Annotated in this window: 15 protein-coding genes and 2 pseudogenes; 9 read left to right on the top strand and 8 right to left on the bottom strand. The window is 59.6% G+C overall.

Annotation, left to right across the window (positions count from 1 at the left end; translation table 11 throughout):
• Positions 1-151: 151 nt before the first annotated feature.
• The 3 genes and pseudogenes from ACIONG_RS08695 to ACIONG_RS08685 form a co-directional block, all read left to right on the top strand.
• A pseudogene (locus ACIONG_RS08695) lies at positions 152-1,321 on the top strand (methyl-accepting chemotaxis protein); the annotation flags it as partial.
• Positions 1,307-2,179, top strand: a complete 873-nt coding sequence (locus tag ACIONG_RS08690; RefSeq protein ID WP_371919336.1) for a methyl-accepting chemotaxis protein — start codon at positions 1,307-1,309, stop codon at positions 2,177-2,179. The pseudogene ACIONG_RS08695 and the gene ACIONG_RS08690, both read left to right, overlap by 15 nt.
• A 103-nt stretch (positions 2,180-2,282) precedes the next feature.
• Positions 2,283-2,537: pseudogene (locus tag ACIONG_RS08685) on the top strand (EAL domain-containing protein); the annotation flags it as partial.
• Positions 2,538-2,549: 12 nt separating this feature from the next.
• Here ACIONG_RS08685 and ACIONG_RS08680 read toward each other — a convergent pair.
• Both ACIONG_RS08680 and pseH read right to left on the bottom strand, forming a co-directional pair.
• Positions 2,550-2,933 carry a hypothetical protein gene (locus tag ACIONG_RS08680; RefSeq protein WP_401298234.1) on the bottom strand — a complete coding sequence of 128 codons (384 nt, stop codon included), beginning with the start codon at positions 2,931-2,933 and terminating at the stop codon, positions 2,550-2,552.
• Between the two features lie 3 nt (positions 2,934-2,936).
• Positions 2,937-3,488: a UDP-4-amino-4,6-dideoxy-N-acetyl-beta-L-altrosamine N-acetyltransferase gene (pseH, locus tag ACIONG_RS08675; RefSeq protein WP_103306324.1), complete on the bottom strand. Its 552-nt coding sequence runs from the start codon at positions 3,486-3,488 to the stop codon at positions 2,937-2,939.
• Positions 3,489-3,624: 136 nt separating this feature from the next.
• On the opposite strand from pseH, the gene ACIONG_RS08670 reads away from it, so the two are divergent.
• The gene (locus tag ACIONG_RS08670; protein ID WP_401298230.1) at positions 3,625-3,840 is read left to right on the top strand and encodes a hypothetical protein; all 216 of its coding nucleotides are present in this window, start codon (positions 3,625-3,627) and stop codon (positions 3,838-3,840) included.
• 205 nt (positions 3,841-4,045) lie between these two features.
• Here the strand turns inward: ACIONG_RS08670 and ACIONG_RS08665 are convergent, their stop codons facing one another.
• Complete coding sequence (locus ACIONG_RS08665) at positions 4,046-4,831, bottom strand: transporter substrate-binding domain-containing protein (protein WP_103306322.1); 786 nt, start codon at positions 4,829-4,831, stop codon at positions 4,046-4,048.
• A 75-nt stretch (positions 4,832-4,906) separates the two neighbouring features.
• Positions 4,907-5,389 (bottom strand): hypothetical protein, encoded by a 483-nt coding sequence (locus ACIONG_RS08660; protein ID WP_315448613.1) that lies wholly within the window; start codon positions 5,387-5,389, stop codon positions 4,907-4,909.
• Between the two features lie 165 nt (positions 5,390-5,554).
• On the opposite strand from ACIONG_RS08660, the gene ACIONG_RS08655 reads away from it, so the two are divergent.
• The gene (locus ACIONG_RS08655; protein WP_103306320.1) at positions 5,555-6,220 is read left to right on the top strand and encodes a ribonuclease T2; all 666 of its coding nucleotides are present in this window, start codon (positions 5,555-5,557) and stop codon (positions 6,218-6,220) included.
• A gap of 96 nt (positions 6,221-6,316) precedes the next feature.
• On the opposite strand, the gene ACIONG_RS08650 is transcribed toward ACIONG_RS08655, so the two are convergent.
• Positions 6,317-6,670 (bottom strand): hypothetical protein, encoded by a 354-nt coding sequence (locus tag ACIONG_RS08650; protein WP_401298226.1) that lies wholly within the window; start codon positions 6,668-6,670, stop codon positions 6,317-6,319.
• Between the two features lie 218 nt (positions 6,671-6,888).
• On the opposite strand from ACIONG_RS08650, the gene ACIONG_RS08645 reads away from it, so the two are divergent.
• Entirely contained in the window at positions 6,889-8,457 is a 1,569-nt protein-coding gene (locus ACIONG_RS08645) for a diguanylate cyclase (protein ID WP_401298223.1), read from the top strand.
• A gap of 94 nt (positions 8,458-8,551) precedes the next feature.
• Here ACIONG_RS08645 and ACIONG_RS08640 read toward each other — a convergent pair whose 3' ends face one another.
• Positions 8,552-8,842: a hypothetical protein gene (locus tag ACIONG_RS08640; RefSeq protein WP_103306318.1), complete on the bottom strand. Its 291-nt coding sequence runs from the start codon at positions 8,840-8,842 to the stop codon at positions 8,552-8,554.
• A gap of 178 nt (positions 8,843-9,020) precedes the next feature.
• On the opposite strand from ACIONG_RS08640, the gene ACIONG_RS08635 reads away from it, so the two are divergent.
• Positions 9,021-9,461, top strand: a complete 441-nt coding sequence (locus tag ACIONG_RS08635) for a carboxymuconolactone decarboxylase family protein (RefSeq protein ID WP_401298220.1) — start codon at positions 9,021-9,023, stop codon at positions 9,459-9,461.
• A gap of 70 nt (positions 9,462-9,531) precedes the next feature.
• On the opposite strand, the gene ACIONG_RS08630 is transcribed toward ACIONG_RS08635, so the two are convergent.
• Both ACIONG_RS08630 and ACIONG_RS08625 read right to left on the bottom strand, forming a co-directional pair.
• Complete coding sequence (locus ACIONG_RS08630) at positions 9,532-11,124, bottom strand: DHA2 family efflux MFS transporter permease subunit (RefSeq protein ID WP_401298217.1); 1,593 nt, start codon at positions 11,122-11,124, stop codon at positions 9,532-9,534.
• The gene (locus tag ACIONG_RS08625) at positions 11,121-12,239 is read right to left on the bottom strand and encodes an HlyD family secretion protein (RefSeq protein ID WP_401298215.1); all 1,119 of its coding nucleotides are present in this window, start codon (positions 12,237-12,239) and stop codon (positions 11,121-11,123) included. The genes ACIONG_RS08630 and ACIONG_RS08625 overlap by 4 nt, the downstream gene beginning before the upstream one ends.
• 289 nt (positions 12,240-12,528) lie before the next feature.
• Here ACIONG_RS08625 and ACIONG_RS08620 point away from each other — a divergent pair, with 289 nt between their 5' ends.
• The gene (locus ACIONG_RS08620; RefSeq protein ID WP_401298212.1) at positions 12,529-14,256 is read left to right on the top strand and encodes a ShlB/FhaC/HecB family hemolysin secretion/activation protein; all 1,728 of its coding nucleotides are present in this window, start codon (positions 12,529-12,531) and stop codon (positions 14,254-14,256) included.
• 113 nt (positions 14,257-14,369) lie between these two features.
• A complete protein-coding gene (locus tag ACIONG_RS08615) occupies positions 14,370-18,836 on the top strand; it encodes a hemagglutinin repeat-containing protein (RefSeq protein WP_401298210.1) in 4,467 nt (1,488 codons plus the stop codon).
• The last annotated feature ends 47 nt before the right edge of the window (positions 18,837-18,883 follow it).

Raw genomic sequence — 18,883 nt, 5'->3', positions numbered from 1 at the left:
CTTTGCTGAATCGATAAATCCCGCGTGCAGACGCCGTTTGCGACGTGATGGATTTGTCTGCCGATGCTCGCGTCGGATTTTTCTTCGACGCATCAACAGCATCGCTTTTTGCATTTCCGGGACAGCTGGAGAGTCCCGTATTACGCCTTGGATGACGACCCCCGAATGTCTGGACGGTGACTGTGGTTACCGGAGATCAATTTTTTGTGCCTGGCGTTACACGTCAGGGCGTTTGAGGCTGAATATGGCAGTAGCATCGAATTTCCTGGGTGACATCAAAGTTTCCCGCAAGCTGGGAACCGGTTTCGGCATTCTTTTGCTGGCGGTTTTGGCGGTTGCCTTTATTGGCTATAACAGCAACAGCGTGCTGGTTGATCGCTTGAGTACGACGCGCCTTATCGGCAAGTTGAATGACGCTACGCAAGATATGCGTTTGTCCGAGAAACAGTACGAAGCCGCCGCTGACGCCGCATTCGCTGAATCTTATAACGCTCAGTTGAATGTCTTGCTGGGCCTTGTGAGTAAGGCGCTGGACACCTTGACCCGCGCTGAGAACCAGCAAGCCTTGAAGGCTTTGCAAACCACGATTGTTGCCTACGATCAGAAGGTCAAGCGGCTGATTGCTGCCGATCAGTCGACCACGGATGCCCTGAAACCGCTGACTGCACTGTCGGACAAGTACGCGCAAACTTTTGCCGGCATGCTTGAAGGCGCCACGACCAGTGCGCTGGCGTCTGCCGATGGCGAGCGCGTTCGGGAGCTGCGCACGGTGGCCGACTTGCGCAATGGCATGACCCTGTTTCGCCTGATGCTGCGTCGTTACATTGCGGTGCCCAACGACGTGAACAAAAACCTGCTGATGGAGACCATCGATACCTTCTTGAGTGATATCACCAAGGCGCGTACCAGCCTGCCGACGGCCCTGTCGAGCCAACTGGAAGAAGCGTACGCCGGCATGCGGCGTTATCGCGAAGTATTGGTGCAAGTGGCCGGGCTGTTTGAGCAGAAGCAGAACATGCGCGAGCAGGTCGACCAGGAAAGCAAGGCCATGGACAAAATCATGAATGGCCTGATGGACACTCAGCAGCGCCTGGCGCTTGAAGATCAGCACTCAGCCTTTGTTCAGATCGCCGTATTGACCGTGTTGGCGCTGGTGATCGGGCTGATTGCTTCGGTGGTCATTTCGCGGCAGATCACTGCGCCGCTGGCGCTGACGGTTGAACTGGCTCGACGTATTGCCAAAGGCGACCTGACGGTACAGGCCAAGTCTGCGCGCAAGGATGAGTTGGGCGATCTGCAAAATGCGATGCAGGACATGGCGCAGAACCTCAATACGCTGGTGCAGGGTATCGGCCATGGCGTCACGCATATTTCCACCTCTGCGGAAAAGCTCTCGGCCATGAGCGAACAGACCAGCGCGGGTGTGCGTCAGCAAAAAAGCGAAGTGGATCAAGTTGCCACGGCGATGCATGAAATGGCTTCGACCGTGCAGGAAGTTGCGCGTAACACGACTGACGCGTCCGCTGCCGCGACCTTGGCTGATCAACAGGCGCGCCACGGCAGTACGGTGGTGAAACAGGCGACGGTGCAGATCAGTGAGCTCGCTGTGGCCATTGAAGAGTTAGGCGGCGCGATGAATGTGCTGTCTCAGGACAGTGAGCAGATCGGCAAAGTGATCGATGTGATCAAAGCCGTCGCGGAGCAGACCAATTTGCTCGCGTTGAACGCCGCTATCGAAGCAGCGCGGGCGGGCGAGCAGGGGCGTGGTTTTGCCGTGGTGGCAGACGAAGTGCGTTCACTGGCTCAGCGCACGCAAGACTCGACCAAGGAAATCGAAGCGCTGATCGTCACCCTGCAACAACGCACGCAAGCAGCCTCTACGCTGATGACCTCCAGCCGCGAGCGCACCCTCGATACGGTGGTGTTGGCGCAGAAAGCCGAATTGGCAATTACCGAGATCAACCAGTCCATCGGTACGATCCAGGAAATGAGCCTGCAGATCTCTGCCGCAGCCGAGCAGCAAAGCGCCGTGGCCGACGAAATCAATCGCAGCATCGTCAGTGTGCGTGATGTGGCCGACCAGTCGGCTGTCGCCAGCGAAGAAAGTGCGGCAGCGACGATTGAGTTGGCGTCGCTGGGGCAGGACTTGCAACGCATGACCGCGCATTTCCGCACCTGATTAGCGGATGAGCCCGCGGCGCCCGCGCCGTTGGGCTTTAGCCGGAACAGCAGTTTCTTTATCGATAACCAAGGAAGGTTGCTATCCCGTTACCGGGGTTGTCATGACCTATTTTGCAAAATCATTCTCCGCTCCCGAGGCGTGTCAGGGCTGTAAAAACAAAGGCGTGCCGGATATGGATTTCGCCTTCGCCTTTCAGCCTATTGTGGACTTGCGCGATCAAACGACCTTTGCCCATGAAGCGCTGATTCGCGGCGTGAATGGCGAAGGCGCAATGTCTGTTTTCGAGCGGATCGACGATCAAAACTGTTATCGATTCGATCAACTGTGTCGTGTGCGGGCTATTTCATCGGCTGCGAGTTAGGGGGGCTCAGCTCAATTGTTTGAGGTGCGCCGAAAGCTCTTTCCACGCGTCCCCATAGTTAAACCGCAACCAAGCGGTGTGCAGTCGATGAAGCTGCCGTCGCATCCAGCTGTTTTTCTTCGCCAGCAGCATGTCCTCGATGTCCTGATTCAACTCGTCGGCTTTGAATCCTGTCCAGATCGGCGGCAGTGGGCCGGCGAGGTTCCAAGCGCAGACGACGGCGACTTCTGAATAGAGGATGTCTTTGATCTGTTCCGGGTCGTAGCCTTCGACTTGTCTGGCGATGTAGGGGTAATCCACGGCGGTGTCGACAAAGATCCACGACAGGGCGTCGCGGATTTTGTAGAGCTCGGCAGGGCTCAGTTCACGTCTCAGATTCGGGCGCTCCATGCGCTAAACGTTATTAAGACGTTCGATAACAGGGGCCAGTGCCGGGCGCTTGTTCTGCCATTCAGCTTTGGTAATCCCCAACAAAACCACGTCAATCCGAACGCCTTCCTTGACCACGTTCTGCCGCCGAACACCTTCCACTTCAAACCCGAACTTCTGATGCATCTTCACCACCGCCGAATTCACCGCCAATACTTCGCAATTCAGCTTCTCCAACCCCGCCACATCAAACGCGTAATCGAGCATCCAGAACTCGACCAAACTGCCCAGCCCCTTACCCTGCAACCCAACGTCCAGATAAAACGCCCAGTCCGCCGTTTTATGCAGTTCGTTGATCGCATTCAACGAAACAACCCCAACTGCTTGTTCATCCTTGATCACCACAAACACTTGTTGCCGTGGATTGCCCTGTAAAGAAGTCAGCCAGTTCGCATGTTCCTGTTCGGTGATTTCATGGGAGGTGTACATGAACTTGCGCACGTCTTCCTGATTGCGAAGTGTGCGCACATGGGCCTGGATGGCAGGGCTGGCGTCGGTGAGGGGGAGGAATTGCATGGGGATGTCCTTGTCTGGCGGTCTGGCGATTCTGAACCGGCGCTGTCGATCAGGAAAGTTTCATGTTGCGGTGTGTGGGGCAGGCCTAGGATGTTGGCACAAGATCGTCGCTTTTTATCCCGAGGGGAATCGTGCCATGCGCCTGAATATCGTCAAAGTGCTGTTGATTGCTGCTGCGATGTCGGTGTTGAGTGCTTGTTCGGGGGCAGGCGGGTTGACGACGACCAGTTGTTTTTCGGCGGATTGTCAGTCGCTGGACGGGCGTAGTAATGCGACGACGCTGAAGTTCGGCGGGAACAGTATTGGCAGCAGTCTCAATCAGTACAGCTCCGGGATGCTGCATGACGATTGAAGTAGACGGATGAATTGTGGCGAGGGAGCAAGCTCCCTCGCCACAGTTTCGGTGGCTTCACTGAAAAAAAAGGGGGGGGGCGCTTCGCGACCCATCGGGGATAAATCCCCTCGCCACAGGTTCAGTGTTCTTACAGATAGTGCTTGGAGAAACCTGCCATTTTCTCTATCGCCGGGCAGCGAGGCCAGTGAATCGCTGAAAAAGCTCACTGAGGCAGCGCAATCCATTCGCTCAGGGTTTTCTGATATTTCCCGGTGACCTTGCTCAGGTGCAGCCACTGATCGACGTAGAGTTTCCAGCTGATGTCATCGCGTGGCAGCAGATAAGCCTTTTCGCCGTACTGCATGTATTGGTGCGGATTGACCGCGCACAAACCGGGTTTGAGCTTCTGCTGATACAGCGCTTCCGAGGCGTCGGTGATCATCACGTCAGCCTTGTTGTCGAGCAGTTGCTGGAAGATCGTCACGTTGTCGTGCAGGGCCAGTTGCGCTTTGGGCAGGAAGGCGTGGACGAAGGCTTCGTTGGTGCCGCCGGCCGGTTCGACCAGGCGCACGTTGGGCTGGTTGATTTGTTCAATCGTCTGGTACCTGGACTGATCGGCGCAGCGCACCAGCGGGATTTTGCCGTCGGTGTCGAGGGTGTTGCTGAAGTAGGCCTTTTTCTGCCGCTCCAGCGTCACCGAAATCCCGCCCATGCCGATGTCGCACTTGCCGGCCTGCATGTCCGGCATCAGGGTTTTCCAGGTGGTCTGCACCCATTCGACTTTGACGCCGAGGCTGTCGGCCAGCGAACGGGCCATGGCGATGTCGATACCTTCGAAATCACCGTCGTCGCGCTTGAAGGTGTAGGGCTTGTAGTCGCCAGTGGTGCAGACGCGCAATTGGCCTTGTTGCTGGATGCTGTCGAGGTGTGAGGTCTGTTCTGCTGCCTGAACGCTGAAGGTCAGGGGCAGGGCCAGCAGAGTACCGAGCAAGAGTGTGGTTTTTGTCATGTCCGTCGGGCTTCAAAGGGATCGGAGCGAGAAGTTAACCACGTTCTCGGCACTGATCCCTATCGCGGAAGGCGCTTACAGGCCCAACCCCTCCTGCACCACCTGCAGCAAATTGTTTTCCGTCAGAGCAATCGCATCCAGTTCCTGCCCGGTTTCAACGGTCTGCAGCCACCAATGGCTTTCGCCGTGTTCATCGACGGTGCGCAGCAGGTAAGTGTTTCTGTCTGGCAGGGTGATTTGCACGCGTCCGGCGCCATCTTCGGTAAAGCGGGCGATGGGATCAAATGTCAGGCTTTGGTTGTTCGCATCTATGACCAGTTGGTCGATGGCGTAATCGTGAGATTCGCCATCCGGGGAGGTTTCGCATATGTGCGTAGGATTGCGTCGAATCTTCAGGCCGACTTCGGTCACCGGTTGCAGCCATGCTTCGATGCGGTGGTACAGGTCGTAGACCTGCGCCGGCCAGCAATCGATCTCCAGTTCCGCGCAGGTGATGTCGTCCGCGTGGGTGTGCCGGGTTTGCTTGAGCTTCGCGGCGAGTTCGTCTGCTTTACTCATTTCAGATCCCTGTGTTTGATGTCTGCCTGTTAATCGTAGACGTTTCAACGGGGTAGGGCGTTGCCTTGCGTCATGCGCCTGCAACACAAGCGTGTCCAAATCACCGCTGACCACGTCTGGTCAGCAACGAAAACCACGGACGCAGGCGTCCCAAGGAGCGGGTACATGAAAAAGCTGTTTACAATTTTGGCGGTGATTGCGCTGACGGCCGGTAGTATCGGCCTGAGTTCGGCGCGGCAATCGCAGTCGAGCAAAGCGCAGGCGGAATCGGTGGCGGGGGTGTTCGATTACTACCTGCTGACGTTGTCCTGGTCGCCGACCTTTTGCCTCACCCACAAGGACGATGTGCAATGTTCCGGCAAGGGTTACGGCTTTGTCCTGCACGGTTTGTGGCCGCAATACGCCAAGGGTGGCTGGCCGGAATCCTGCCCGCCGCTGACCACGCTGTCGGCGGCAGAAAGCAGCAAAGGCCTGACGCTGTTCCCGACCAAGAAGCTGCTCGATCACGAATGGTCGAAGCACGGCACCTGCAGCGGCCTCGGTGCGATGGGTTATCTGGATGCGGCGGATAAAGCCGTGGGCGCGGTGAAAATTCCTCAAGAGCTGCAACCGTTCAGTACTTCGTATTACTTCGAGGCGCAGGAAATTTCCGATCTGTTCCGCAAAGCCAACCCGGGGATACCGGCGGATGGCATCGCAGTCATTTGCAGTGGTCCAGAGTTGTCGGAAGTGCGGGTGTGCATGGGCAAGGATTTGCAGTTTGGCGCGTGTGGCAAGGGTGTGAAGACTCAGTGCCGGGCGGGGGATATTCGAGTGCCGCCGTCGCGTTGATTTGACTCAAAGTCGAGAAGACAAACACTAAACTTGTTGCGAGGGGGCAAGCTCCCTCGCCACAGGGTTTTGGTATACCGGAGTATTTTGCCGGTCTTAACGCTGTTTACAGGCGTCCAGCGCTTGCTGATCTTTCAGGTCAGTGGCAATGCCTAACCGATATTTGCAGTAATCAATAACCTGGCGCTTCTCTTCGTCGTCAAGTTCGGACAAGTGCTTGTCGTCCCTTTCATACGCAAAAATGTTCACAAAGTGCATTTTCAGTGTCGGGTGTTTCTTGAGAAAGAAGACCTTTTCGGGATCGGCATCTTCCATCTTTTCGTAATAACCTACGAACAGTGCCGCAGCCAGTGCGAGCGCTGCAAAAAATATCAGAGACCTCATAAGCAGGGCGGCCGTAATGTGCTGAACAAGGGGCGCCTTGAAGTGGTTATCGCGGCAATAAGGCAAAACTCTATCAGTGTTTGCTCCGGGTTTTCGCGAGCCTGACGGCATACGTTCAAAAAAAGTTGTTCAAAACAATCATCCAAATGCTCACCGCGCCGATAGGTATGGAATTGGGCGTGTGCCGATGCCACTTGTTTGCCGTGTACATCCGCGTGAACTACGCTCACAAAATATAAGGGTTTCGGGCTTGCGCCCTTGTCGTACCTGCCCAGGACACGGTTTTGCCTATCCCCATTCACGATCCACATCAGGCTCCCGGCACGCTTAAACGTCTGCCGCTACGCAAAGCGGCGGCGCTGTTTATCGTTGCGGTGTGTCTGTGCCTGTTCGGTTTGCTGTATCTGCAACTGGAGCAGTCGCGGCGCCAGGATCTGGCGGTGGCGCAAATGGCTTCGAGCAACCTGACCCGGGCGATGGCGCAGCAGGCCGAGGACACGTTCCTGGCGGCGGATCTGGTGATGACCAGCCTGGTCGACTGGATTCAGGACGACGGTTACGGCGCGGCGCAGCGGCCGCGTCTGCAGAAGACCCTTGCCCGTCGCGTGCAGCAATTGAATCAGTTGCACGGCATGTTTCTGTTCGACCGTCAGGGTCAGTGGGTGATTACCTCATTTGCCGATCTGCCCCGTGGCAATGGCGTGGCTGATCGCGAGTACTTCAAGTTTCATCAGCAGAATGCCTCGACAGTGGCGCACATCGGCCCGGCGATTCGCAGCCGCGAGAACGGTGAGTGGATCATCCCGATCTCCAAACGCGTCAATGACCGCGCCGGCAATTTTCAGGGCGTGCTGATGGCCGGGATCAAGATGGCGTACTTCGACCAGTTCTTCGAAAGCTTCAGCCTTGACGACAACGGCATCATGTTCCTTGGTTTGACTGACGGTACATTGCTCGCGCGGCGGCCGTTTGATGAGTCATTGATTGGCACGTCACTGACCCAGGGCGAGATCTATAAAAAGCTGTTGCCCAACGCCGCGGCCGGTACGGCGATGATCAATTCGGTGGTCGATGGCATCACTCGTTTGTATGGCTATCGGCAACTGGCGTCGTACCCGCTGGTGGTGTCTGCCGCGACTTCGCGGGACACGATTCTCAAGGGTTGGTACGAGCGTGCGTTCCAGTCATGCGTGCTGGTGGCGCTGGTGATTCTTGGCGTCGGGCTGTTCGGCTGGGTGTTCATCCATCAGGTGCGCGATGGCGAACGGATCGAGAAGAACCTGCGCAAGGCACAACGGGCGCTGGAACAGATCGCGACCCACGACAGCCTCACCGGGCTGGCCAATCGGCGCCTGTTCGAACGCTCGCTGGAGATCGAGTTTGCCCGGGGCGCACGGCAGGTCAGCCCGGTCAGCCTGATCATGCTCGATATCGATTTTTTCAAGCGTTACAACGACGCCTATGGGCATGTGGCCGGCGATCAGTGCCTGACCCAGGTTGCGCAAGTGCTGAGGAATTGCTGTCAACGCAAGTCGGATCTCGCGGTGCGCTATGGCGGCGAGGAGTTTGCGGTGTTGTTGCCCGATACCGACATCAACGGCGCGCTGGCGATTGCCGGGCAGATTCGCCGCAGTGTGATCGACAAGCGCATCACCCACAGTGGTTCACCCACCGGTTATCTCACCGTAAGCCTGGGCTGCTATGCGTTTATCCCCAATGGCAATGACAACCCGGAAGTGTTTATCCAGCGGGCGGATGCGGCGTTGTATCAGGCGAAAAATGCCGGGCGCAATCGGGCTGCGGTGCTGTCGCTGGATGGCGGCATCGGGGAATTGATGCGCTCTGACCGCTGAATGACAAACCAGCTCCCACAGGGGTTTTCATTGAGTCCGGATTGGTAACTCAGAAACCTGTGGGAGATTTTCACCACGGATGGCTCTTGTTCGTTCAGCCGCCCGTGCCACCGCCTGCGCCGCCCGTGCCGCCACCCGCCGAACCGGTGCCACCACCGGCACCCGAGCCCGAACCGCTGGCGCCGCCATTGGTGCCGGTGCCGCCGCTTCCACTGTTACCGCCAGAAGGCGCGCCCGGGGTGTTGTCCGGTGGCATTGTCGAGCCGCTGGTGGCGCCGGATTTGGTGCCGGTGGCATCAGCGCCGTCGTTGGCCGCGAAGGTAGCGGCGGAGGCCGTGGCCAGCAGGCCGGCGAGCAATAACGAAGTAAGTTTGCGCGTGATCATGGTGCGTCTCCAAAAAGGGGATTTACCTGATATTGGTCTGACGCGCCGAGGACTTGGTGCCGACAGGGTGACGAGCGGTCAATCGAGTGGCCTCCTGATCTTCTGGAATATTGGCTATTTGCCGAACCACTCGCCGGGACTAACGTAGTCACACATTCACTTGCCCCGGAAACCCGCCATGAAAGCTCGCACCGATTTCTACACCGCTTCCCCGGACGCCATGAAAGCGATGATTGCCCTGGAAACCGCCGTCTCCAAGCTGCCGCTGGAAAAGACTCTGATCGAACTGGTCAAACTGCGTGCCTCGCAAATCAATGGCTGCGCCTTCTGCATCGACATGCACACGGCCGACGCGATCAAGGGCGGTGAAACCCCACGTCGTCTGTTCGCGGTGACTGCCTGGCGTGAAGCGCCGTTCTTCAGCGATCGTGAACGCGCCGCGCTGCTCTGGACCGAATCGCTGACCCAACTGAGCCTGACCCACGCCCCGGATGAAGACTACGACGTCGTCGCCGCGCAGTTCACGCCGAAAGAAATGGTCGACCTGACCGTCGCGATCAGCACCATCAACAGCTGGAACCGGCTGGCGGTAGGCTTCCGCAAAACCCCACAGATCTGACGCCAAACCGCAAAACAAAACTGTGGGAGCAAGCCCGCTCCCACAGGGTCAAGCAGCTTCGCGATTCAAATTAATGTGCGTCGGCACTCGGCGCGGCCGGTGGTTGTACCTTGCGCATCAAGGGCACCATCGCCGTGGCGATGACGAAGCACACCATAATCATCAGAAAGGTGTCGCCGTAGGTTTGCGTTTGCGCCTCGCGATAGGTCAGCAGCCATAACTGGCGCAGGCTGGCGGTGACGCCAATATCACCACTCTGGCCCAGCGTCGCGAGGTTACCGCCGACCTGCGTCAGCCACTGATTCATCGCCTCATTGCTGCTGTTCAGATGTTCGGCCAACCGGGTGAAATGCAGGTTGGTGCGATCATTGAGAATGGTTGCGCACGCCGCAATCCCGATCGCACCACCGAGGTTGCGCATCAGGTTGAACAAGCCCGACGCATGCTTCAGACGGGCTGGCGCCAACCCACCCAACGTCAACGTCACGGCCGGCGGCACCGCCAATTGCTGGGCAATCCCGCGCAAGGCTTGCGGCAGCATCAATTGCCCCGCGCCCCAGTCGTGGGTGATCGGGCTGAACTCCCACATCGACACCGCGAACAGACCCAGGCCGATCATCATGATCCAGCGCAAATCCATGCGATTGGCCAGAAAGGCATACAGCGGAATCGCCATGATCTGGAACACCCCGGTGGAGAAAACCGCGAGACCAATGTCCAGCGCGCTGTAGCCGCGCACCCGCCCGAGAAACAGCGGCGTCAGATAAATCGTCGCGAACAGGCCAATCCCGGTGACGAACGAAAAGAAGCAGCCGAGGGCGAAATTGCGGTCCTTCAATGCGCGCAGATCGACGATCGGATTGGCCACGTGCAAGGTGCGGCCGATAAAAGCCAATCCCGCCAGGCCGCTGATCCACGCCGTGGTCAGGATGGTCTGGTCACTGAACCAGTTCCAGCGCGGGCCTTCTTCGAGGGTGTATTCCAGGCAGCCGAGAAACAGTGCGAGAAACACCATGCTCAGGTAATCCGCACCCTTGAGCAGCGACAGTTCCGGCTGATCGATTTTCACCAGCATCGGCACCGCCACGGCGACGAAAATCCCTGGCACCAGGTTGATGTAGAACAGCCAGTGCCACGAGGAAATATCGGTGATCCAGCCGCCGATCACCGGGCCCAGTGTCGGTGCCAACGACGCCACCGCGCCGATGGTCGCCGCAGCAATCACCCGTTGTTTGCCGGTGAAGAAAAAGAATGCCGTGGTGAACACCAGCGGAATCATCGAACCGCCGAGAAAACCTTGCAGTGCGCGGAAGGCGATCATGCTCTGGATGTTCCAGGCCACGCCGCAGAGCAGGCTGGCGAGGGTGAAACCCACCGCTGAGGCGCAGAACAGCCAGCGCGTGGAGAACACTCGCGACAACCAGCCCGACAGCGGAATCACGATGATTTCGGCGATCAGGTAACTGGTCTGCACCCACGCGGTTTCGTCGGTGCCGGCGGAGAGGCCGCCGCCGATATCACGCAACGACGCCGAGACAATCTGGATATCCAGCAGCGCAATGAACATGCCGATGCACATCGTGGCGAAGGCGAACACCTTGGTCGCGGTGGTCATGTCCGCCGCGTTGAACGGCTGCGCGGGAGCGGCGAGGGTAGCGCTCATGGTGCGACGGCCACGGCGCTGGTTTCAGGCTGGGCGCGGGTGTCGACTTCGGCGGTCACCGACAGGCCCGGACGCAAGTGGCCGAGCACGCCATCGGCCGGGTCGAGGAGGATGCGCACGGGTACGCGCTGGACGATTTTGGTGAAGTTGCCGGTGGCGTTTTCTGGCGGCAGTACGCTGAACTGCGAGCCGGTGGCCGGGGCGAGGCTGTCGAGGCGGCCATGGAATTCCTGGCCGGCCAGTACGTCGGCGCGGATGCTCACGCGCTGGCCGGGTTTCATCCGCGCCAATTGGTCTTCCTTGAAGTTGGCATCGACCCACAAACCGCTGGCCGGCACCACCGACAGTTGTTGCGAGCCGGCCTGCGCGTAGGCGCCGACCCGTGCGCGGCGGTTGCCGATCACGCCGTCAACCGGCGCGCGCAGTTCGGTGTAGCCGAGGTTCAGCTGCGCCAGATCGCGTTCGGCGCGCGCTTGCTGGAGGGCGGCGCGGGCCTGTTGTTTTTGCGTATCGATCACTGCGAGTTGGCGTTGTGCGGCGAGCAATTCAGCCTGGGCGCGGGCGCTCAAGGCTTGGGCGGTTTTGAAGGTGGCGTCGGCGCGCTGGGCGCTTTCTACCGAGACGGCATTGGTGGTCACCAGACGTTTGTAGCGAGCGTTGTCGTCCCGCGAGCGAGCGGTTTCGGCACCTGCCGCATCGATGCCGGCGCGGGCCTGACCGATCACCGCTTGCTGAAGTTGCTCGGTGGCGTCGAGGTTGGCCAGCAGCGCCTCTTCGGCAGCCACCGCGCCCTCGGCTTTGGCGAGGTTGGCGCGATAGTCGCGGGCGTCGAGGCGGATCAAAACATCGCCAGCCTTGACGTGTTGGTTGTCGCTGACCAGCACCTCTTCGATGTAACCGGCGACTTTCGGCCCGATCACTGTGACGTCGCCACCGATGTAAGCATCGTCGGTTTCCTCGAGAAAACGCCCGGCGCCCCACCAGTGCACGGCATACACCGTGGCAAACACCAGCGCGATCAAACCGATGCCGGGAATCAACAAGCGTTTAAGCAGCGGCAGTTTAGTCTTGACCGGGACAGCGAGGTCAGGTTCGAGGGTGGGCATGTTGGTCATGGCGTAATACCTGCGGAAACGGGTCGTTATTACGGCTGTAATATGACGTAGGTAATATTTGGTGGCAATTTATTTTTGGCACCGATCGTCAGATGGCTCGCTGCGCCTTTTACCTAGCGCAAATTCAATTCATAGGGGAAACCCTGAGACGCGCCTAGCCCCTGTTTAATCAATTGTTTAAGAAGTGTAAGCACGGTAGGAAGCGTCTTGCATTTGTGAATAAGGGCTCCGACTATCACGATCATTGATAGGGTGGCATTACGCCATTTGATGATCGCAAGGATATTGCGTGCCGTATTCGCTTTGCGCTGCTTCTCGTCGTCGTTCCACGCGTTGCCCGCTGTTGTCGGCCTTTGTGTTGAGTGTGTGTGCCTCCTCGCTTGAAGCTGCCGAACCTGTCGCGCCGGGCCAGGAAGTGTTGCGCCAGCAGCAACAGCAACAGCGCGATCTGCAACAACTGCAACTGGAACAAAGAAAGCGCCAACTGGAACGCGGCTCGTTCGGTCCGGCACCCGCCACGCCGACGATGCCGCAAACCCTCACCCCCGATGAACGCTGCTGGCCGTTGAGCGGCACGCGTATCGGCGGCGTGACGCTGATCGACAGCGACAAACTCAACGCACGCATCAAACCGCTGCTGGCACCGTGCATGGGCGTCGGCCAGATCAATCATCTGCTCGCCACCATCACCGCGATCTACGTGGAGAAGGGCTACATCGCCAGCCGCCCGTATCTGGCAAGCGCTCCGGCGGCAGGGCAGTCGCTCGACATCATGGTCGACGAGGGCTACATCGAGTCCATCGAACTGGCCGATCAGAGTCTGCCGGTGTCGCTGGGCGGTGCGTTTCCGGGGATGCTTGGCGGGCCGCTGAACCTGCGTGATCTGGAGCAAGGCCTCGACCAGTTGAACCGCCTGCGTTCTGTCGATCTGACCGCCGACATCGCCCCCGGCAGTCAGCCCGGCGCCTCGCGGATCATTCTGCGTTCACGCACCTCCGGGCAGTCGCGCTGGGCCTTGAATGCGGGGTTCGACAACCTCGGCAGCGCCAGCACCGGGCGCGACCGCGATACGCTCAGCCTGAGCCTCGACAGCCCGCTGGAACTCAACGACCTGTTGAGCCTCAGCGCCAGTGACACCTTGAATCAGGGTGATCGTTACAGTCGCAACGCCAGCCTGTATTACGCGATTCCCTACGGCTACTGGACCTACAGCGTGTTCGCCAGCCACGCCGAATACCGCGCGCCGTTCAAACTGCCAAGCACGACTTTTCACAGCACCGGCATCACCGACCAGGTCAGCCTGCGCGCCGACCGTGTGTTGTGGCGCGACCAGAGCCGGCAGCTCAGTGCCAACCTGCAATTGGCGCACAAGGACGTCGACAGCTATCTGGAAAACGTGCGGCTGGGCATTCAGAGCCCGACCCTGACCGTGGCCGAAGCCGGGCTCAATCTGTTCTGGCTCGACCGTGCGGTGTGGAACCTCGACGTCAATTACGCCCAGGGCCTGCGCTGGTTCGGTGCCGATGACGACTCGCGGCAGCAGATCAACAACCTGCCCAAGGCGCAGTTCCACAAGTACCGCGCCAGCCTCAGTCAGTGGCGCAATGGTCAGTTCGGCGCGCAGACCTGGCAGTGGCAGAGCCAACTGAATTTGCAGTACAGCCCGGACCCGTTGCCGGCCATCGAACAACTGCTCGGCACCGACGATTCGGCAGTACGCGGCTATCGCGTCAGCAGTGCGTCCGGGGCCAGCGGCGCGATCTGGCGCAACACATTGCGGCTGCCGTTGCGCAGCGAATGGCCTGTGCAGATGACGCCGCGTATCGGCCTCGACCACGGCTATATCAAGGCCGATCACGGCGCTCAGGGCCAACGCCTGAGCAGTGCCAGTGTCGGGCTGAATCTGGGCTGGAAAAACTTCAGTGTCGATGTCGATTACCAGCGCGCACTCAACACGCCGAACGGTCTGCAACATGAGCCTGAAACCTGGCTGATGCGCGTCGGTTTGCAAATATGAGCGCTACATAAACCAAGAATGCAGTGAACAAACAGCCGTTGGATCTGAGCGTGACAGCCACGGCCAAGACTAAATCGCGCGACGTGATGCCGTACTCACATGGAGACGTTTTTATGCCAGCACACACCTTTGCATTTCATCTTTCGCCTCGGGGCAAATTGCGCTGGGCAATTGCCAGCCTGTTCTTCGCCGTGCACCTGCCGAACGCGATGGCCGGCGGTGTCGTGGTCGCGCCGGGCCCCGGTGGCACCGCGCAATTGCAGACCCAGGGCGGTGTGCCCATCGTCAACATCGTCGCGCCCAACGGCTCGGGCCTGTCGCATAACCAGTTCCTCGACTACAACGTCGACCGTCAGGGGCTGGTGCTGAACAACGCCTTGCAGGCCGGGCAATCGCAACTTGCCGGGCAACTGGCGGCCAACCCGCAACTGCAAGGGCAAGCCGCAAGCGTGATCCTCAACGAAGTGATCAGCCGCAACCCGTCGGCAATCAACGGCGCACAGGAAATCTTTGGTCGTCCTGCCGATTACGTGCTGGCCAACCCTAACGGCATTTCGGTCAATGGCGGCAGTTTCATCAACACGCCGAACGCCAATCTGGTGGTCGGGCGCCCGGAATTGAACGACGGCAAACTGCAAGGTTTGAACACCCGTGACGCCAGTGGTCAGTTGCAGATCCAGAGCGGCGGCCTGCGTAACGCCGAGGGCTCGATCAACCTGATCGCCCCGCGTATCGACAGCCAGGGCGCGCTTACTGCCCGCGATCAACTGAACATCACGGTCGGTCGCAATCAGGTTGATTACGCCAGCGGCCAAGTGAAAATCGTGGACCCGGCGGGCAACACTGGCGATCAGCGCATCGACGCCAGCCTGTTCGGCGCGATGCAGGCCGGACGCATCAACATCGTCAGCACCGCTGAAGGGGCAGGCGTGCGCGTTGGCGCAGTGCAAGTGGCCGGTCGTGATGGCGTGCAGATTCGTTCCGCCGGTGACCTCAATGTCAGTGGTGAGGCCGTGGCCAACAGCCTCGACGTAACCCGTGCAGGCATCCGCAGCAGCCAGGGCGATGTCGGTTTGCACAGCGGCAAGGACCTGACCCTGGCGGCCACCGATGTCAGTGGCCGCGACGTCTCCGTCGTTGCCAAACGCAACCTGACCCTGAGCACGGTCGAGAGCCGCAAGCTCCAGGAAAAGCGCGAGAACTGGAACAACAGCACCATCGGCATCACTTGGGAAACCTATGACCGCACCCAGACCGACAGCGAATCGCGTCAGCACGGCAGCCAGATCGTTGCCAGCCGCGACGCGACACTGTCCGCCGGCAAGGATGCCGAACTCAAGGCCGCCAAGGTTGAGGCAGCGAAGAATCTTGAGGTGAAAAGCGGCGGCGATCTGCGCCTGACTGCCGCCACCGAAAGCCACACCCAGACTGATCAGGGCAATCACCGCAAGCACCTGTGGAAAGCCGACTGGAACACCAGCAGCGAAGAGCAGCGCAGCATCAGCAGCCAGTTGAAGGCCGGCAACATCGCCCTGCAAACCGCCGCTTTGTTGCGCTCCGAAGGCGCCGAGCTGAACAGCTCGGGCGACCTGCAACTGGCCGGCAAACAGGTGGAAATCACCACCGCCACGCGCACCAATCGCAGCAGCGACAACCGCTATTCCGGTGATCTGGTCGGCGGTGGTTTCTTCGGCAAGACCGGCGATGCCGACAAGGGCCAGACCCAGCATCAGGGCAGCAAGATCAACGCCGCCGGCAAATTGATCGTCAAGGCTGACGATGTGCGCATCAGTGGCAGCCAGGTCCGGGGCGACACCGAAGCGAGTGTCATCAGTGACAAGGGTTCGCTGGTCATCGACGGCGTGCAGGACACCTCGCACAGCAACAACCATGACAAGGACAGCAAGTTCTTCGGCATCACCAAGGACGAGTCACGCCAGAACGCCAAGGACAGCACCACGGTGCGCAGCGAACTGGTGTCCGACAGCAACCTCAAGCTCAAGAGCGCCAAGGACATCGAAGTGGCCGGCTCGACGGTCAAGGCGGGCGGCGCGCTGACGGCGGACGCGGCGGGGGATGTCAACGTGCATTCGGCGCAGAACAGCCACGACAGTACTGACAACACGCAGACACGCGGCTTCGATGCTTACGCCAAAGAGCAAACGCCGGAGCAATATCGCGCGGGGATTCATTACGAAGACAAGCAGCAAACCGTCACTAAAAACGATGTCACTCAGCAGGGCTCAAGCCTCAGCGGCGGCACTGTACAGGTGAAGGCCGGCGGCGATCTGACCATCAAGGGCGGCGAGGTGAAATCCACCGCTGGCGATACCAGCCTGAGTGGCAAGAATGTCTCGTTGCTGGCGGAAGAAGACAGCCACAAATCCTCCACCGACAAGACCAGCACCGGCGGCGGTTTCTACTACACCGGCGGCCTCGACCGCGCCGGCAGTGGCGTCGATTTCGCCCACGGCACTTCGCAGGACACCACGAGCAAAACCACTGCGCAAACCAGCAGCGTGCAGAGTGCCGGTGGCCTGACCATCAATGCTGACAAACTTGCCACCGAAGGCGCGCAGGTCAAGGCTGGCACCGGTCTGAACATCGCGGCCAACGAAGTCGACAACCGCGCGGCGAGCAACACTGAAAGCAGCACTCACACCGAGAGCAACTGGTCGGCGGACATCGGCGCCAACGTCGAGTACAAAGACATCGCCCGACCGATTGCCGGTGTCGTCAAAGAGGTGTTGAACGGCAAGGTGCCGGACAAGGATGCGCTGAGCAATCTGGGTCAACCGAACGTCGGTATTGACGTTGCGATCGGCCATGGCAGCGCTGATAAAACCGAGCAAAGCAGCAACGCGGTGGTCAGCCGTTTCGACGGCGGCAGCGTCGATGTCAACGTCACCGGCACCTTGCGCGACCAAGGCACCCAGTACAACGCCAGCGCCGGCAAAGTGAACATCAGCGCCGACAAACTGGTCGCCGATGCGGCGAGCAACACCCACAGCAGCAGCGACAATGCAGTCGATGCCAAGGTCGATGTGCGCGTCTACACCAAAACCGGTGAAGACGTGAACGTCGCCGGCAGCGGCGCGGGTGGCAGTAGCCAGTCCGCCAAGGACAGTTCCAGTGCAGTGGTCGGCGGGTATGCCGGCAGCCAGGGCGTGAACATTAAAACCGCCGGTGACGCGCAGTTTGAGGGCAGTCGATTCGACGGCGGGCAGGGCGGTGTCAACATCAAGACCGGCGGCGATCTGGCGCTGAATCAGGCTACCGACCGCCAGCACAGCAACGAGTCCAGTCTGCGCGGCAATGCCTCGCTCACAGTCGGCACCTTGCCGGGCACCGACGGCACCAACGTCGACCTCGGCGCTGGCTTCCAGCTCGATCACACCGGCAAGCAAACCACTGACACTCAGGCGCACGTCGCGAGCATCAGCGGTAACGGCGTGCAACTGAGCAGCGGCGGCAATCAGGTTCAACAAGGCACGAAGATCGACAGCGCTGGCGCCATCGATTTGCACGCCGACGGCAAACTCGATCTGCAAGCAGCCACCAATACTCACGACGCCACCGGCAGCAATCTCGGCGGTGGCTTGAAGGGTGGTGGCAGCAAAACCAGCAGCGAGAAGAGCCGAGATCAGGGCGGCAATCTGAGTGGCAACTTCAACATCGGTCGGGTCAACGAGCACGCGCAAACCCTCACCGGTGGCCAACTCAGCAGCCAGAACGGTATCGCCCTGAGTGGTGATGCGGTTCATCTGCAAGGCACTCAAGTCGCAGCGCCAAACGTAAGCGTTGATGCGCAGAAGGGCGGTTACGTGCAGGAGTCGGCGCAATCCACCGACAACCGCAACAACTGGAATGTGGCACTGAATGCCGGTGGCAACCTGAGCAGCAAAACCCCAACCGCGGCCGATGAGAAGGCAAGCAGCGACCACGGTTTCAATGCCGGAGCCAAGGTGGGGGTGGATTACCTGCAGGGCACCACACAGCAGAACAGCCAGATCAAGGCTGACACGGTGGTGCTGAACAGCGCGGGTGATGCACAGCTGTCGGGTGCGCGGATCGAGGCGCAGAATGTCGGCGGCAAGGTTGCCGGTGACATGACTGTCGAAAGCCGTCAGGACTCGCAGACCCATGCCAAGGTCGATGTCGATCTGGGCCTGACTGCGAAGAAAAATCCACCGAGCGACAAGGAAAAACTCGCCGGCACCGACTACAAGCCGACCCTGAAAGCGCAGGGCGAATACGCGCACAAGGACAGCGTCAAGCAAGCCTCCGGCATCAGTGCCAGCCAGGGCGTGAACCTCAACGTCGGCGGCGCCACGCAACTGACCGGCGCGCGGATTTCCTCGTCCGAAGGCAAGGTTGATCTCGGTGGTTCGAAGGTCGGCAGCACTGATCTGAGCAACCTCGATTACGGTGTAAAAGCCGGGCTTGATCTGCCGCAGAAGAAGGAGGAAAACGCACCCAAGGTTTCCTTTGAAGACGGCAACCTGAAAGTCGGCCCGGTCACCCTGAGCGGCCATCTGAATGGCCAGCCTCTGCAAGCCGGGATCGACGAGAAAGGCTGATCCAACACCCGTAAGAGGGTGGGAGCGAGCTTGCTCGCGAAGGCGTT

This window comes from Pseudomonas sp. NPDC087817 (genome assembly GCF_044742875.1).
In the GTDB taxonomy this organism is placed as follows: domain Bacteria; phylum Pseudomonadota; class Gammaproteobacteria; order Pseudomonadales; family Pseudomonadaceae; genus Aquipseudomonas.
This window is presented reverse-complemented; position numbering and strand designations above follow the sequence as displayed.